Below are 15,449 nucleotides of genomic sequence, written 5' to 3' on the forward strand. Positions count from 1 at the left end.
CGACGCGCCCGTTAGCATTCAGCTGGCCTTGATCGACAGGGTCAGCACGAAGCGCGCCATCGCCTCATCCCCGTTGAGCGACGGACAGGTGGCCACCACCTGGATGGGGCGGTTGATGCGCTGCCCCGTCGCCAGCGATTCGTCGATCATGGCATCGATCGCCTCCCCCGCGGCGCAGTCAAACTGCACATCCGCCTCGGGTCGCTTCAGAAACTCCCCCTGTACATCCTTGAAGGCGAAGTGCACCTTCTTGCGCCTCGTCCGTCCCTTCTCCATCACCAGCAGGCCCCCCACCAGATCGGCGCCGGTCGCCAGCGCGCCGAAATACATGCTGCCGAGGTGGTTGCGGGTGCGCCAGCCGAGCGGGATGCGAATGCGCAGCGCCTTGGCATCCATGCTCTCGATGACGGGGGAACAGAATCCGATGACGGGAATATAGCGCCAGGCAAACAGGCGCAGCGCCAAGTTGGCTTTGAAGCGTTGCAAGTCCATATGCAAACTGATCCGATGAGTTGATGTAAAGGACATGTTGCCAGCATGAATGGCTTTCGACAAGGCTGGCGATCACGCTTTGCGCGCCAGGGGCTAGAAATAAGCGGATCGACTTGAAAAGAGAAGGCATTGCCCTAATGCCAGTCAGCTAGGCATTATTTTGACTTGATATGCATTAATTTGAATATTTTGGAATGTTCAAAGGTTATAGGGTCAATTTGACTGAAACCCTTGCCCTGACTGGCATTCAATAGAAAGAGGGAGGCATCATGCCTCCCTCGTTTTTTAGCCCTTATACCACGCGGGATGGGACTCAAATTCTCTTAACTGACTTGCATTAGGGGCATTGCCCCCTCTTTTATTTCCCGTCCCTCGATCAGGCCCGCTTCTCCTCCAGCCAGGCACCCTGGCTCTGCATCTCGAACAGCTGGGCGTAGTGGCCCCCCAGCGTCATCAGCTCGGCGTGGGTGCCGCGCTCGTTCACCTGACCGCGGGAAAGCAGCAGGATCTCGTCGGCATCGACTATGGTCGAGAGCCGGTGGGCGATGGCGATGGTGGTGCGGCCACGGCGGGCCGCCGAGAGCGCCTGGGAGAGCGCGAACTCGGTCTGGGAGTCCACGCTGGCGGTCGCCTCATCCAGGATGAGGATGCGCGGATCCCCGACCAGCGCCCGGGCAAACGAGAGCAGCTGGCGCTGGCCGGCGGAGAGGTTCTTGCCCCCCTCCTCCATCAGGGTGTCCAGCCCGTCCGCCAGGCTCTGCACGAACTCGGCCAGCTGCACCTCGGTCAGTGCCTGCCACAGCTGCGCCTCGTCGATGCCAGCGCGGCCTAGGCGCAAGTTCTCGGCCAGGGTGCCGACGAAGATGAAGGGATCCTGCTGCACCAGGCCGATGCTGCGCCGCACCGCCGCCAGGGAGAGTTCCCCCAGTGGGTGATCGTCGAAGCGGATCTGCCCGCTCGCCAGCGGATAGAAGCCCATCAGCAGGCTGATGATGGTGGACTTGCCGCTGCCGGTGTGGCCCACCAGCGCCAGCATCTGGCCGGGACGGGCGTTGAAGCTCACCTCCCGCAGCACGGGTTGCTGACCATCGTAGGAGAAGCTCACCCGATCGAAGCTGACCCGCCCCTGCAATGCGGGGCTCACTCCCCCGGTGCTCTCGCGGGTCTCGTCGAGCAGGGCAAACACCCGCTCCCCCGCCACCATGGCCTGTTGCAGCTGGTTGAGCTGGTTGGTCATCTCGATGAGCGGCTCTATCATCCGTCCCAGATAGCTGATGAAGGCGTAGAGCACCCCCACCTGGATGGCGCCATTGGCGCTCAGCCCTTCCTGGGCAAACAGTGCCAAGAGGCCGATGAGCACCATCATGTAGAACAGATCGATGAGCGGACGCAGCAGTATGCCATTGATCTTGAGGCTCTTGAGCCGCGCCGACCAGTGCTGCTGGTTGATGTCGGCGAAGGCGTTGGCGAAATGGCGCTCCTGCACCATGGCCTGGATCACCGGCATGCCCTGCAGTGACTCGTTGAGCCGGCTGTTGATATCGGACAGCAGGCTGCGCGTCGCCCGCACCACAGGCACGCTCAGGCGCTGGTAGAGCCACATCACGGCGCCCACCGTCGGCAACAGGGTCGCGCACACCAACATCAGCCGCAGATCCAGCAGCGCCATGGAGATGAGGATGCCGCACAAGAGCACCACCTTCTGCACCAAGAGCCCTATCACCTGCACATAGAGGTTCATGATCGCCTCGGTGTCGTTGGTGATGCGGGAGATGAGGGATCCCGAGCGATGCTTGTCGAAATAGCGGGCCGGCAGCCGGATGGCGGTGGCGAATACCTGCTCGCGCAGGGTCTGCACCACCGCCTGGGCGATACGGTTGAAACGCAGGGACTGCAGGTAGAAACCGGCGGCCGACAGCAGTTGCAGGCCGAGATAACCCGCCCCGAGCGCCGCGATGGCCGGCCACACCAGCTGGCGCGGTGCCAGGTAGTCATCGATGAACAGCTTGATCAGCAGCGGTCCCGCCACCTCGGCGCCGGTGGCCAGCAGCAGACAGATGCCCGCCTGGATCAGCCAGCGGGGGTAGCGAGCGCAATAGGCCAGCAGGCGTTTAATGGTTGGATTCACAGACTTGCCTCCAGCGCAGCGTTCCCAAGGAATTGACACTCTTTGCTCCCTTCTCCCCTCGTGGGAGAAGGGTTGGGGATGAGGGGAACCACTCGTCTCATCATCACGCTCACAGGCTCTCCTCCACATCTTGCTCCAGCCGTTGGTAACGCACCATGTCGGCGTACCAGCCGTTGTGGGCCATCAGGGCGCCGTGGCGACCCCGCTCACTGACGCGGCCCTGCTCCAGCACCAGGATCTCGTCCGCCTGCTCCACCGCCGTCATGCGGTGGCTGATCAGGATCAGGGTGCGTCTATGGGCCTTGAGCGCCTGCAGGATCTGCTGCTCGGTATGGGCATCCACCGCCGACAGGGCATCGTCCAGCACCAGGATAGGGGCTGGCAGCAGCAGGGCCCGGGCGATGGCGAGGCGCTGTTTCTGGCCGCCGGAGAGAGTCACCCCCTTCTCGCCCACCTCGGTGGCATAGCCCATGGGGAAGCGGCTGATGTCATCGTGCACGCAGGCGATGCGGGCCACTCGCTCGATCTCCTCCTGGCTGGCCTCGGGCCGGCCGAGGGCGATGTTGGCGGCTATGGTGGTGGAGAACAGGAAGGGCTCCTGGGGCACATAGGCAAACTGGCTGCGCAGATCGGCCAGCGCCAGCTGCTGGATGGGCACGCCGCCCATGGTGATCTGGCCGGCGTTGGGGTTGGCCAGCCGCATCAGCAGCTTGAGCAGCGAGCTCTTGCCCGCCCCCGTGCGCCCCACCACCCCGAGCATGCCGCCTTGCTGCAGGCTGAAATCTATCCCCTGCAGCAGGCTGCGTTGCTCCAACCGGTAATCCACCCCCTTCATGCAGAGGGGGAAGCTGGCCGTGAGGGGCTGCGGCGCCGCGGGATCCTGAATGTCGCTGCGCTCGGCCAGCAGGCTCTCGATGCGGGAATAGGCGGCGCTGCCGCGCTCTATGATGTTGAACAGCCAGGCGATGGCGAACATGGGCCAGATGAGCTGCCCCAGGTACATGGTGAAGCTGGTGAGCTCCCCCAGGGTCAGCTTGTCTTGCAGCACCAAGGCGCTGCCGCCCGCCACCGCCAGGAAATAGGAGCAACCTATGCAGAGGTAGATCACGGGATCGAACTTGGCATCGATGCGGGCCACCGCCATGTTGCACTCCCCCGCTTGCCGTGTCAGTTCGGCAAAGCCCTGATCCTCGAGGGATTCGACCGCATAGGACTTGAGCACCCGCACCCCGGAGAGGGCCTCCTGGGTCTTGTTGTTGAGCCTGGAGAAGGCTCCCTGCGCCGCCTTGAACTCCTTGTAGATCTGGGTCCCGAAGCGGTTCATGAAGAACGCCATCACCGGCAACGGCAGCAGAGAGAGCAGGGTCAGCTGCCAGGAGTACTGGCTGCACATGATGGAGAGCACCAGGATCCCGACGATGAAGGAGTCCACCAGGGTCAACACCCCCTCGCCGGCCGTCATCTCCACCGCCTGGATGTCGTTGGTGGCGTGGGCCATCAGATCGCCGGTACGGTGACGCTGGTAAAAGTCGGGGCTCATGCGGGTGAAGTGGTGGAACAGCCGGTTGCGCAACACATAGGCGAGCCGATAGGAGGCGCCAAACAGCATGACCCGCCACACATAGCGCAGCAGGTAGATGAGCAGGCCAAGGCCAAACAGCCCCGCCAGATAGCCCATCAGGGTGCCATTATCGAGCTCGCCCTTGGCGACCCCGTCCACCACCCAGCCCACCACCTTGGGCGGGATCACGGTCAGCAGCGCCACCATCATCAGCAAGGCGATGGCGGTCAGATAACGCCGCCACTGCTCCTTGAAAAACCAGCCAAGCCGTAGAAATACGCTCACATCAACATCCTTTCTCGCGGCGCCCAGGGGGCCGCCGTTGGTCATAAGAGAAGCTCAATACAATCGCCCCCGAGGCGGGGGCGATGCAAATGGGGCCATCATAGCCTGAAAGCGGCCAGCTTGAGAACGATGGCTATCCGCCCCGCGTCACAGCCGCTCATCCCGCGGCTCGAACAGTATGCCGGCAGACTCCTGCTGCTCGCCGGTCAGCAGGAAATGGGACACCTGCTCCCGGGTCTGATTGAAGACTTGCTGCAACTGGATAAGCTCGCTCTCGCCCAGCTCCTCTTTCAGCCGCAACCGCCATTCCAGCTCACCGGCCAGCAGTTGCAGGCGGGAGGCGGAGATGTTGGCCGACACCCCCTTCAGGGTGTGCAGCAGGCGGCAAGCCACCTCGGGTTGCTGACGGCGCAGGGCGGAGCGGATCTCCCAGAGATCGTCCTTGTGCTCGGACAGGAACAGTTTGAACAGGATCTGCAACGCCTCCCTGTCCTGCTCCAGCCGGCGCAGCGCATCCTCCAGATCCAGCACTCCCATCAGAGCCGGTGGCTTCACCTCGAGCGGTGCCCGTCGCTCGCCGTTGGCGTTCTTCACCCACTGCAGCAGGTTGTTGTAGAGATCCAGCTTGCTGACCGGCTTGGTGACATAGCCGTTCATGCCGACGCCGAGGCAGCGCTCCTTGTCCCCCGGCATGGCGCTGGCGGTCAGCGCTATGATGGGCACATCGTGTTTGTCCACCATCTTGCGGATCTGGCGCGTCGCGTCCAGGCCATCGAGCACCGGCATCTGCAGGTCCATCAAAATAACATCGAAGGGCTGCTCCGCCACCTGCTCCACCGCCTCGCGGCCATTGTCGACCACGGTGACCACCGCCTCCACCCGGCGCAGGTACTCCATGATGAGCTGCTGGTTGACCCTGTTGTCTTCCGCCAGCAGTACCCGGGTGCCGTGCAGCAGATCGCGAAAGTGCTGCTGATCCCCCTGCGCCTCGGCCTGACGCACGTTGCGATCGTGGGAGCTGCCGTTAAGCAACTCATCCACCTTGGCCAGCAGCGCATTCTCGGTCATCGGCTTGGCCAGGAAGTGGGTCAGCCCCATGCTCTCCATGCGTCCGTGCAGGCCCTCCCTGGCCCAGGCGCTGGTCATCAGGACCGGCAACCGCCGCCACTGGCTGTGCTGGTACATCTCGAGGGCGAGATCCAGGCCATCCTCCTGACCCATGCGCCAGTCGAGGATCGCCAGCCGGATATGGTGGCCCTCCTCCCGCAGCACCTGGCGGGCACGGGAGATGCTGTTCACCGTCATCACGGTGGCGCCGGCCCGGCTCAGGATGTCCTTGGCCAGCTCCAGCACCAGCTCGTTATCATCCATCATCAGGATCAGAGGCTGCTGCTCGAAGAAGACCCGCCGCCCGGAGACCCCATAGACGGCCTGGGACAGGGGGATCTCGAACTGGAAGGTCGAGCCCACCCCGGGTTTGCTCTGCACGCCGATCTCGCCCCCCATCAAGCCCACCAGCCGCTGTGAGATGTTGAGGCCGAGGCCGGAGCCGCCGTATTTGCGGGTGTTGCCCGCCTCCAGCTGGGTGAACGGCTGGAACAGCTGCGCCTGCTTCTCTGGCGCTATGCCGATGCCGGTGTCGCGCACGCTGAAGCGCACCCGCATCGGATGTTGGTTGACCAGGGTGATGGCCACCTCCACCTCCCCCCGCTCGGTGAACTTGATGGCGTTGTTGACCAGGTTGACCAGCACCTGGCCGAGCCGGAGAGGATCGCCGCGCAAGAAGTCGGGCACCGCCGGTGACTTGTTGATGCTCACCTCGATCTGCTTGCGCTCGGCCAGATCGGCGAACATGGCCGCCAGCGAGTCGAGCTGCTCGCTCAGGTCGAAGTCGATCTCCTCCAGGGTCAGCTTGCCGGACTCCACCTTGGTCAAGTCCAGGATGTCGTTGATGAGCAGCAGCAGGGTGTCCGACGAGGATTTGATCTTGTTGAGATAGTCCCGCTGCTGCTGACTGAGATCCGTCTGCAGCGCCAGGGCGCTGAAGCCGATGATCGCATTCATGGGGGTGCGGATCTCGTGGCTCATGTTGGCTAGAAAGTCGCTCTTGGCCTGGGCCAGCAGCCCGGTATGACGGGACAGCTCGCTCAGCTTCTGGTTGCGGCGCCACAAGGTGATGGCCACCAGCGAGAAGCTGAGCAGGGCACCGCCCAGCACCATCAGGTAGAACCGGCTCTTGAGGGAGGAGGCCAGATCCAGCTTGCTCTGCTTCCACAGCGGCAGCGAGTTCAACTCTTTCATCTCGATGATCTGGTTGCGCAGGCGGTGATACTCCATCACTTGGCGATTGAGCTCCTGGCTGAGCTGATTGATCGCCATGACCTGAGGCTGCTGCCCATAGCTCTCCTTGATGCGCTGCTGCAGTTGTTGCAGCTGGCGCTGATCACTCATGTCCCAGCTGCGTCTGAGATAGTGGCTGAGCCTGACCAGATCGGTGAGATCGTTGTGCAGCGCCGTCTCCCGCGGCATGGCCGCCGTCAACGACTTGAGCTGACTCTGGAAGCGGGGCTCCAGGTATTCGATGGTCATCTCCATGGTATAGAGCTTGGCCAGATCGAGCAGGTAGCCATCGATATCCCGCTGCAACGCCTGGGACTTGGGATCATCGGCCGAGTCCGGATCCTCGCGCACCCGGCTCACGAAGTTGTCGAGGCTGCTGGACAGCTGGCTGAGCCGCAGCTGCACGCTGCCATCGCTGGCCTTCTCGCGGCCCAGCAGATAGACGGTGTCGGTATTGATGCGGTTCAAGACCAGCTCCGCGGCCACACTCAGCTCGGAGGCGCGTTGTTGCTGGCTGAGCAGTTGCCAGCAATAGGTCGAAAACGCCAGCAGCGATATGATGATAAGGCTCAGGACTACGCGATTGACGCGTGCAACACTCTTCATCCCGTCTCGATTCTCATGTCATGGCCGGCCACCCGGTGACAGATGCCACCGCAGAAAGCCAACTGTGAAAAATAACTGACGGCTATGTTACCGTTAGTCAGTTCTATATATGCAATAAAGATGTTGCCGGGCCTTATGGAGGAATCAATTATGTCACTTATCACCACCTATTGTAGCCACTGCTTTACCCGCAACCGCCTGCCCAGCGATAAATTGGATTCAAATGCTAACTGTGGTCGCTGCCGCGCCGCGCTGTTCGACGTCACCCCCGTGGTGGGGCGCACGGCGCAATTCGACACCCTGATCGGCTCCGACATCCCGGTCGTGGTCGATTTCTGGGCCAGCTGGTGCGGCCCATGCCTACAGTTTTCCCCTGTTTTTCAGCAGGTTGCCAAGGAACTCGAGCCGCGTATCCGCTTCGTGAAGGTCGATACCGAACAGGAGGCGGCCATCGCCAGCCGCTATGCCATTCGCAGCATCCCCACCCTGATGGTCTTCAAGCGAGGCGAGATCCTGGCCCAGCGCAGCGGCTCCCTGCCCCCCAGCCTGTTGCGGGAGTGGCTGCTCTCCCTGACCAATAGGGATGAATGATAAATAATTGTTTAATTTATGTTTACCATTAGATCCATTTTCACTTGACTCTGTGAGTCGCGACATGGTTTGACGACTTCCCCCTGTTTCAAACGGGGGGATAAATGTAACCTCGGCAACACAACAACAACCATAAATTAACCGAGAGAACAACATGCATACCTCTGCAGTCCCTTCCGCCCCCTCACGCTGGCTGGACATCAAGGCCGGGATCGTCATTCTCGACGTCCTGCTGCTCTGTGCCATGCTCGCCTGGCTCCCCTTTGACCCCATGGTCAACAAGGGGCTCGGCATCCTGATCTTCATCGCCATCCTCTGGCTGACCGAGGCGGTGAACATCACCATCACCGCCCTCGCCATCCCGGTACTCGCCACCCTGCTCGGGGTGTTCGACATGAGCAAGTCGCTGACCGACTTCGCCAACCCTGTCCTGTTCCTCTTCTTCGGCGGCTTCGCACTGGCCGCCGCCCTATCCAAGCAGGGGCTCGATACCCAGATCGCCGCCAAGGTGATGCAGCTCGCCAAGGGCCACCTCGGCTGGGGCGCCATCGTGCTCTTCACCATCACGGCCGCGCTCTCCATGTGGATCAGCAACACCGCCACCGCGGCCATGATGATGCCGCTCGCCCTCGGCATGCTCAAGGGTCTCGATATCCACAAGGAGCGCCGCACCCTGGTCTTCGTCCTGTTGGGTGTGGCCTACAGCGCCAGCATCGGCGGGATCGGCACCCTAGTCGGCAGCCCCCCCAATGCCATCGCCGCCGCCCAGATGGGCCTCGGCTTCACCGACTGGCTGAAGTTCGGCATCCCGGTGGTGCTGATCTTCATGCCGGTGGGCATAGGTCTGCTCTATTGGGTGACGCGCCCCAACCTCTCCCATCGCGTCAGCACCGAGCAGGTCACCATCCAGTGGACCGGCCAGCGCAAGGTGACCCTGCTCATCTTCCTGGCAACCGTGCTGCTGTGGATTGGCTCCCAACCCATCGCCGCGGCGCTGGGCGGCATTCCCCAGTTTGATACCCTGATCGCCATGGCCGCCATCCTGGCCATCGCCGTCAGCCGGGTCGCCAACTGGGACGACATCAACCAGAACACCGACTGGGGTGTGCTGCTGCTGTTCGGGGGTGGCCTGACCCTGAGCTCTATCCTCAAGCAGACCGGTGCCAATGCCTTCCTGGCGGAACACCTGTCCAGCGCCCTCTCCACCATGCCGATCTTCATCATCCTGTTGTGCCTCGCCGCCTTCGTGGTGTTCCTGACCGAGCTGGTGTCCAACACCGCCACCGCCGCCCTGCTGGTACCCTTGTTTGCGGGCGTGGCCGAGGCGCTGGGGGTCTCTCCCATAGTGGTGTCGGTGCTGATCGCCGTCGGCGCCTCCTGTGCCTTCATGCTGCCGGTGGCCACGCCGCCGAATGCCATCGTCTTCGCCAGCGGCCACATCCAACAGCGCGAGATGATGCGGGCCGGCCTGGTGCTGAACCTGGTGTTCACCGTCATCCTGACCCTGCTGGCCTATTTCTTCGGCGATATACTGCACTGATCCACTGGCAGGCACATGAGCCTGTCAGTGCTGACAGATCAAGCCCTGACCCGTTGAAACACCAGAGCCCCGCATCGTCGGGGCTCTGCTTTTTCTTTCCCCGAGCATGTCACTCGCTCCTCTTGCCACGGGCCGTCCCCGTCCCGGTAAAGCACCTACCAGCGTCCTTCCTGCCCACACGCCCAGGCCATTAACACGGCCTTAAGAAAGTACCCCCATGATGCGGGCAACGGCGCTCCGGCAACAGGCGCATGGAAAACCGGTATGAGAGGAAAAAAATCATGGAGAAAGCGATGGAAAGCGGCAAGGCCATCAGGGTATGGGATCCCCTGATCAGGGTGTTTCACTGGGCCACAGTCCTGCTGTGTGTGCTCAACTTGTTCATCTTAGAAGAGGGGGAGCGCAATCACCGCTATGTCGGATACGCTTTGACTGGATTATTGGTGCTGCGCATCCTGTGGGGATTTGTCGGCTCCGACTACGCCAGGTTTGCCCAGTGGTTTCCGACCCCGGCCCGTATCACCCGCTACCTGCAAGCCACCTTGCAGGGGAAACATCCCTATTATGCCGGCCACAATCCGCTGGGCGCCTTGATGATACTGCTGCTGTTGACCTGTCTGGTGGGAACAGCCGTCACCGGGATCATGACGGGGTACGCGCAGCTGTTTAATGAGGACCTCATGGAAGAACTCCACGAGCTCTTTGCCAAGGCGCTGCAGATGGCCATCTTCATCCATGTGCTGGCGGTCATCGTCCTCGATCGCCTGACCCGGGGCGACCTGATCAGAGCCATGCTCACGGGCAAGAAACGCGTGCCGGCAGAGACCGAAGTCATCGACAAGCGTTGAGCTCTCCAGGCTGGCTAGATGGCATAAAAAAGGCTCTGTCCCAATTACATGTTGAAAGGCTAACCTTGAAGTAGGTTATCACCCTGAAGGCCACCATCATGGATACCCAAGCCTTTCAACACCTGCTGTCTCTCTTCCCACTGCTCACCTTGCGCCAGCGTCATCTTGCGCAACATGAACTCACTACTCCTCACCCCATCACCTCGCTGGTCACCCAGTTGCCAGCTTGCCGCTGTTGCCCCCACTGTCAGGCCGAGGCCACCCAATTGGCCCCTTGGGGCTGGAGTCGAGGTCTGCGCCGTTATCGCTGCAAGCTGTGCCTGCGCACCAGTTCAGTCCTCACCAAGACGCCCATGGCCAGACTGCGCAAGGCCCAATGCTGGGAGGACTACGCCCAGGCGCTTATCGAAGGGCTCACCGTCCGGCAAGCTGCCCTCCGCTGCGGGGTCTGCAAAAACACCGCCTTCTTGTGGCGTCACCGCTTCCTGAAAGCCATGGCAACCCATCAGGCGACGCGGGAAGAGGGCATTGTCGAAGTGGATGAAACTTTCTTCCTGGAGTCATTTAAAGGACAGTCCGGATTGTCCCGACCGGCCCGTCACCGGGGTGGGAAAGGCCGCACCCGCGGTACAGGGCCGGACTACATCCCGGTGATGGTGGTGCAGGACCCGGCAGGCCACCTGGCAGATTTCCAACTGGAGAGGCAGGATGCTCTGACGGTCAGGGAGGTGCTAAAACCGCTCATCGCCCCCGATGCGGTGCTGTGCAGCGACGGGGCGGCGGTGTATGCCAGTTTCAGCGAACGGCAAGGCATGACACATCAAGTGGTCCATAACCGGGCGGGAGAGCGGGTGGTGGGTGCGTATCACATCCAGCATGTGAACGGGTACCACCGGCGGTTGAAGGAGTGGATGGCGCGGTTCCATGGGGTAGCGACCCACTATCTGAGGAATTATCTGGGTTGGCGACGGATGTTGGAGCGTTATGGGCAGGCAGTGGATATCCCGCGTTGCTTGCATGAGGCGCTGGGGCGCCCCATGCAACACGTAATTGGGACATAGCCATAAAAAAACCCCGCGATGCGGGGTTCTTTCATATCGGGCGTTTATCAGCCCACGTTGCAGCTCTGCAGGCTCCAGATCTTGTCCACGTAATCCTGGATGGAGCGGTCGGAGTTGAACTTGCCCATGGTGGCCGAGTTGATGATCGCCTTCTTGGCCCAGAGCGCCGGATCCCGGTACCAGGTATCGATCAGCTTGTGCGCGTCCGAGTAGGCGGCAAAATCGGCCAGGGTCAGGTAGGGATCGCCCCCTTCCAGCAAGGAGCGCTTGATGGCGGAGAGCTCGCCCGGACGACCCGGCGTGAAGTAATCGGTATCGAACCAGTCCAGCACGGCCTTGAGCTCGGAGTTGGCATAGTAGAAGTCATAGGGGTTGTAGCCGCGCCCCTTCAACGCCTTCACCTCGTCCACGTTCAGACCGAAGATGGCGCAGTTTTCGGCACCCGCCTCCTCCGCGATCTCGATGTTGGCCCCATCCAGCGTGCCTATGGTGATGGCGCCGTTCAGTGCCATCTTCATGTTGCCGGTACCGGATGCTTCGTAACCGGCGGTGGAGATCTGCTCGGAGACATCGGCGGCCGGGATCAGCTTCTCGGCCAGGCTGACGCGGTAGTTCGGCATGAACACCACCTTCAGCTTGCCCTGGATGCGGGCGTCGTTATTGACCCGCTCGGCCAGCTTGTTGATGGCGTAGATGATGTCCTTGGCCAGCTTGTAACCGGGCGCCGCCTTGGAGCCGAAGATGAACACCCGCGGGTGCATGTCATAGTCGGGGTTCGCCAGCAGGCGACGGTAGAGCGCCATGATGTGGATGAGGTTCAGCTGCTGGCGCTTGTACTCGTGCAGGCGCTTGATCTGCACGTCGAAGATCGCCTCCGCGCTGACATCGATGCCGGTCTCGGCCTTGATGACCTTGACCAGCTTCTCCTTGTTGTGGCGCTTGATGCGCATGAACTGCTGCTGGAATGCCTGATCGTCGGCAAACTTGGTGACGGCACGCAGCTTGTCCAGTTGCAACGGCCACTCTTTACCCACCACTTCGTTATAAAGTTCGGCCAACTCGGGGTTGCAGGCCAGCAGCCAGCGCCGGGGGGTCACGCCGTTGGTGACGTTGCACATCTTCTGGGGCCACAGCTCGGCATACTCGGGGAAGAGATCCTCCTTCACCAGCTTGGAGTGGATCTCGGCCACGCCGTTGACCTTGGAGGAGCCGATCACGCACAGGTTGCCCATGCGCACCTTGCGCACGTCCCCTTCCTCGATGATGGAGAGCTTGGCCTTGATGGCATCGTTGCCCGGCCACTTGGGTTCGACCAGCTCTTCCAGGAAGCGGGCGTTGATCTCGTAGATGATCTCGAGATGGCGGGGCAGCACCTTCTCGAACAGGCTGACGCTCCACTTCTCCAGCGCTTCCGGCAGCAGGGTGTGGTTGGTGTAGGAGAAGACCCGGTAGCAGATGGCCCAGGCTGTATCCCAGTTCAGCCCTTCCTCGTCCACCAGCACCCGCATCAGCTCGGGGATCGCCACGGTCGGGTGGGTGTCGTTGAGCTGGATGGCAATTTGGGCGGCAAAGTTGTCGAAGTTGCTGCCATGAGCCCGCTTGTAGCGGCGCATGATGTCCTTGATGGAGCAGGCACAGAAGAAGTACTGCTGGATCAGACGCAGCTCCTTGCCCGCATCTGTCTCGTCATTTGGATAGAGCACCTTGGAGATGGTCTCGGCCTGGGCCTTCTCCGCCTGGGAGTCGATATAGCCGCCGGCGTTGAACACATCCCAATCGAAGAACTCGGAGGCGCGGGACTCCCACAGCCGCAGGATGTTGACGGTGTGGCCGCCAAAACCCACCACCGGGATATCCCAGGGCACCCCTTTGATCTTGCGACCGGCGTGCCACACCTTCTTCAGGCCGCCATTGTCACCAAACACCGTCTCGACGTAACCGTAGAGCGGGATCTCCTGCACGGATTCCGGACGGCAGATCTCCCAGGGGTTGCCATATTCGCGCCAGGAGTCCGGGCGCTCGATCTGGCGGCCATCCTGGATCTCCTGGCGGAACAGGCCGTGTTCGTAATGAATGCCATAGCCCACCGCCGGGTAGTTCAGGGTGGCCAGGGAATCGATGAAGCAGGCGGCCAGGCGACCCAGGCCACCGTTGCCGAGCGCCATGTCGGGCTCTTGTTCACACAGGTCGGTCAGTTCCAGACCGAGTTCGCCAAGGGCCTCTTCGCAGACCTTGTACAGGGAGAGGTTATGCAGGTTGTTGGAGGTCAGGCGCCCCATCAGGAATTCAGCAGAGAGATAGTGAATGGCACGAGTATCTTTCTTGAAGTGAGTCTGCTGAGTACGGGTCAGGCGCTCGTACACCTGTTCGTTGACGGCGGCCGCGGTCGCTTTCCACCACGCTTCTGGCGAGGCTTTCTGTTCGCTTGTCCCCAAGGTAGAACGCAGGTGACGCACGATACTCGCCTTGAGCTGATCTTTATCCAGTTGGAGATCCTGGTCTGTCTTCTTCTTGGTAGCCATAAACCATTTTCCTTCGTTACAAATAAAAAAATGTTATCCCATTCGGGACCGGCGCTGTTGTTATCTCAGAATATGTTCCGGCGTGGGCATACTAGCTAAAGCCGATGGTTCAAACGTTAACATGAGTCACACTTTAACGCATGAAAATGACAGTTCAAGCATGAAAACCCTTTCCTTAAACTTGCCTGAATGAAATAAAAATAACGATAAAAATCATCAGGTTGCTTATTAATGAAAAATATACATCCATGAATAGGTTTTCAATGATTGCCAGTGGCTGAAAATACGTGAAAATAACCGCAAGGACGGCGCTCGTTGAAACCGGTTTCAATAATCGACGGGGCCATGCATCAATTAAGAGAAGGTGCCCCGGTTGGGGCACCCTCCGTGACCGAATTAGCCATGAGCCTTGAACTGATTGCTCATGGGATCATAGTGATAGCCAATCTGCTGCAGGCGCGTGGCCAACTGATCCTCTGTCATGTCGTAGTAGGCCAACAACTCTTCCAGACCATCGCACTCCAGCCGCAGCTTCTCGTTGATGATCCCGAGCAGAATATTGGCGTCCAGCCGTTGCAAGGTGCTGACATCCATCTTGGTCTCTCCTCTTCCCATACATACTGTATAACCATGGGCGCCTGCCCTGGCTTTGTCCATAGCGCAAAAAACACCCAATTCGGTTTGAATGTAAATTTCCTTTTTATTCAATTAACTAGCTTATCGCGTTGTTAATCCGCTCACATTTTTGACCATAAATGACTTGTCACTGGCACGAGTTACAACTACTGTATGCACATACAGCATGGTTATTCATACAGGACAAACATATGAGCCAGCCCCTGAGTCACCGCCCCCTCGCTTCTACCCTCGGCCTGATCACCCCCTGGCCCACTCGCCATCAGGGCAAGGGAGAGCACGATCACCGGCTGGCGACCCATGCTCATGAAACCCAGTTGCTCGACGAACTGGGGCGGCTGAGTCAGGACAAGGGCGGCTGGATCCTGCTCATAGCCCCGCCGGGCTTGCCCGTCGCCGAACAGTTGCAGGCACAGGGGATCGATCCCGCCCGGGTGCTGGTGGTGCACGGCGCCAAGATCAAGAACTGGCAACGCATGCTGGAGCAGAGCCTGGGCAATGGCCACTGCGCCGCCGTGCTGACCTGGTTACCCGAGCAGATCGCCCTGGATCGCGCCAGATTGAACAAGCTGGGGCAACGCTTCGGGGTGCTGACCCGCTTCTTCGAACCCAAGGGTGCCCTGCCCGCCCAGAGCGGCCCCCTCTGCTACGGCGGGCAGGATGTCTACCTCAACCATTGAGAGTCGGCAGGGCGCGATAGGCGTCGCCTCGGAATGGGTTATTCCAACTCCCCTCACATCCTGCGGACACGAAAAAGGCGACCCTGGGGTCGCCTCTTGTCACATCGGTTTTTATCACAGCGGGGCTTGCCACGAGGCGTGCGCCCGCACAGGGTCATC

At 60.9% G+C, this 15,449-nt stretch carries 11 protein-coding genes; 5 read left to right on the forward strand and 6 right to left on the reverse strand.

All coding sequences use genetic code 11. The features are described 5' to 3' along the window. Window positions 1-18 precede the first annotated feature (18 nt). From EL255_RS11320 to EL255_RS11335, 4 genes are all read right to left on the reverse strand, one after another. Window positions 19-492: a DUF4442 domain-containing protein gene (locus tag EL255_RS11320; protein ID WP_042652285.1), complete on the reverse strand. Its 474-nt coding sequence runs from the start codon at window positions 490-492 to the stop codon at window positions 19-21. Window positions 493-868: 376 nt separating this feature from the next. After that, window positions 869-2,620, reverse strand: a complete 1,752-nt coding sequence (locus EL255_RS11325) for an ABC transporter transmembrane domain-containing protein (protein WP_042652286.1) — start codon at window positions 2,618-2,620, stop codon at window positions 869-871. A 109-nt stretch (window positions 2,621-2,729) separates the two neighbouring features. Then, a complete protein-coding gene (locus EL255_RS11330) occupies window positions 2,730-4,466 on the reverse strand; it encodes an ABC transporter transmembrane domain-containing protein (protein WP_042652517.1) in 1,737 nt (578 codons plus the stop codon). A 147-nt stretch (window positions 4,467-4,613) separates the two neighbouring features. Beyond that, complete coding sequence (locus tag EL255_RS11335; RefSeq protein WP_126623331.1) at window positions 4,614-7,412, reverse strand: hybrid sensor histidine kinase/response regulator; 2,799 nt, start codon at window positions 7,410-7,412, stop codon at window positions 4,614-4,616. A 150-nt stretch (window positions 7,413-7,562) separates the two neighbouring features. Here EL255_RS11335 and trxC point away from each other — a divergent pair, with 150 nt between their 5' ends. The 4 genes from trxC to EL255_RS11355 all read left to right on the forward strand — a co-directional run bounded on the left by trxC (window position 7,563) and on the right by EL255_RS11355 (window position 11,452). Next, a complete protein-coding gene (gene trxC / locus EL255_RS11340; RefSeq protein ID WP_042652288.1) occupies window positions 7,563-8,003 on the forward strand; it encodes a thioredoxin TrxC in 441 nt (146 codons plus the stop codon). A 154-nt stretch (window positions 8,004-8,157) separates the two neighbouring features. After that, window positions 8,158-9,543, forward strand: coding sequence for an SLC13 family permease (locus EL255_RS11345; protein ID WP_042652289.1), 1,386 nt, complete (start codon window positions 8,158-8,160; stop codon window positions 9,541-9,543). Between the two features lie 293 nt (window positions 9,544-9,836). Then, entirely contained in the window at window positions 9,837-10,391 is a 555-nt protein-coding gene (locus tag EL255_RS11350) for a cytochrome b/b6 domain-containing protein (RefSeq protein WP_042652290.1), read from the forward strand. Window positions 10,392-10,489: 98 nt separating this feature from the next. Further along, window positions 10,490-11,452: an IS1595 family transposase gene (locus EL255_RS11355; protein WP_042652291.1), complete on the forward strand. Its 963-nt coding sequence runs from the start codon at window positions 10,490-10,492 to the stop codon at window positions 11,450-11,452. Between the two features lie 47 nt (window positions 11,453-11,499). On the opposite strand, the gene EL255_RS11360 is transcribed toward EL255_RS11355, so the two are convergent. Continuing rightward, window positions 11,500-13,974, reverse strand: coding sequence for a glycogen/starch/alpha-glucan phosphorylase (locus EL255_RS11360; protein ID WP_042652292.1), 2,475 nt, complete (start codon window positions 13,972-13,974; stop codon window positions 11,500-11,502). A gap of 396 nt (window positions 13,975-14,370) precedes the next feature. Next, on the reverse strand, window positions 14,371-14,568 hold the full coding sequence (locus tag EL255_RS11365) for a DUF4250 domain-containing protein (RefSeq protein WP_005323525.1): 198 nt from the start codon (window positions 14,566-14,568) through the stop codon (window positions 14,371-14,373). Between the two features lie 233 nt (window positions 14,569-14,801). On the opposite strand from EL255_RS11365, the gene EL255_RS11375 reads away from it, so the two are divergent. Then, window positions 14,802-15,290, forward strand: coding sequence for a cell division inhibitor (locus tag EL255_RS11375; RefSeq protein ID WP_042652293.1), 489 nt, complete (start codon window positions 14,802-14,804; stop codon window positions 15,288-15,290). Window positions 15,291-15,449 lie beyond the last annotated feature (159 nt).

Source organism: Aeromonas encheleia (genome assembly GCF_900637545.1).
Lineage (GTDB): Bacteria > Pseudomonadota > Gammaproteobacteria > Enterobacterales > Aeromonadaceae > Aeromonas > Aeromonas encheleia.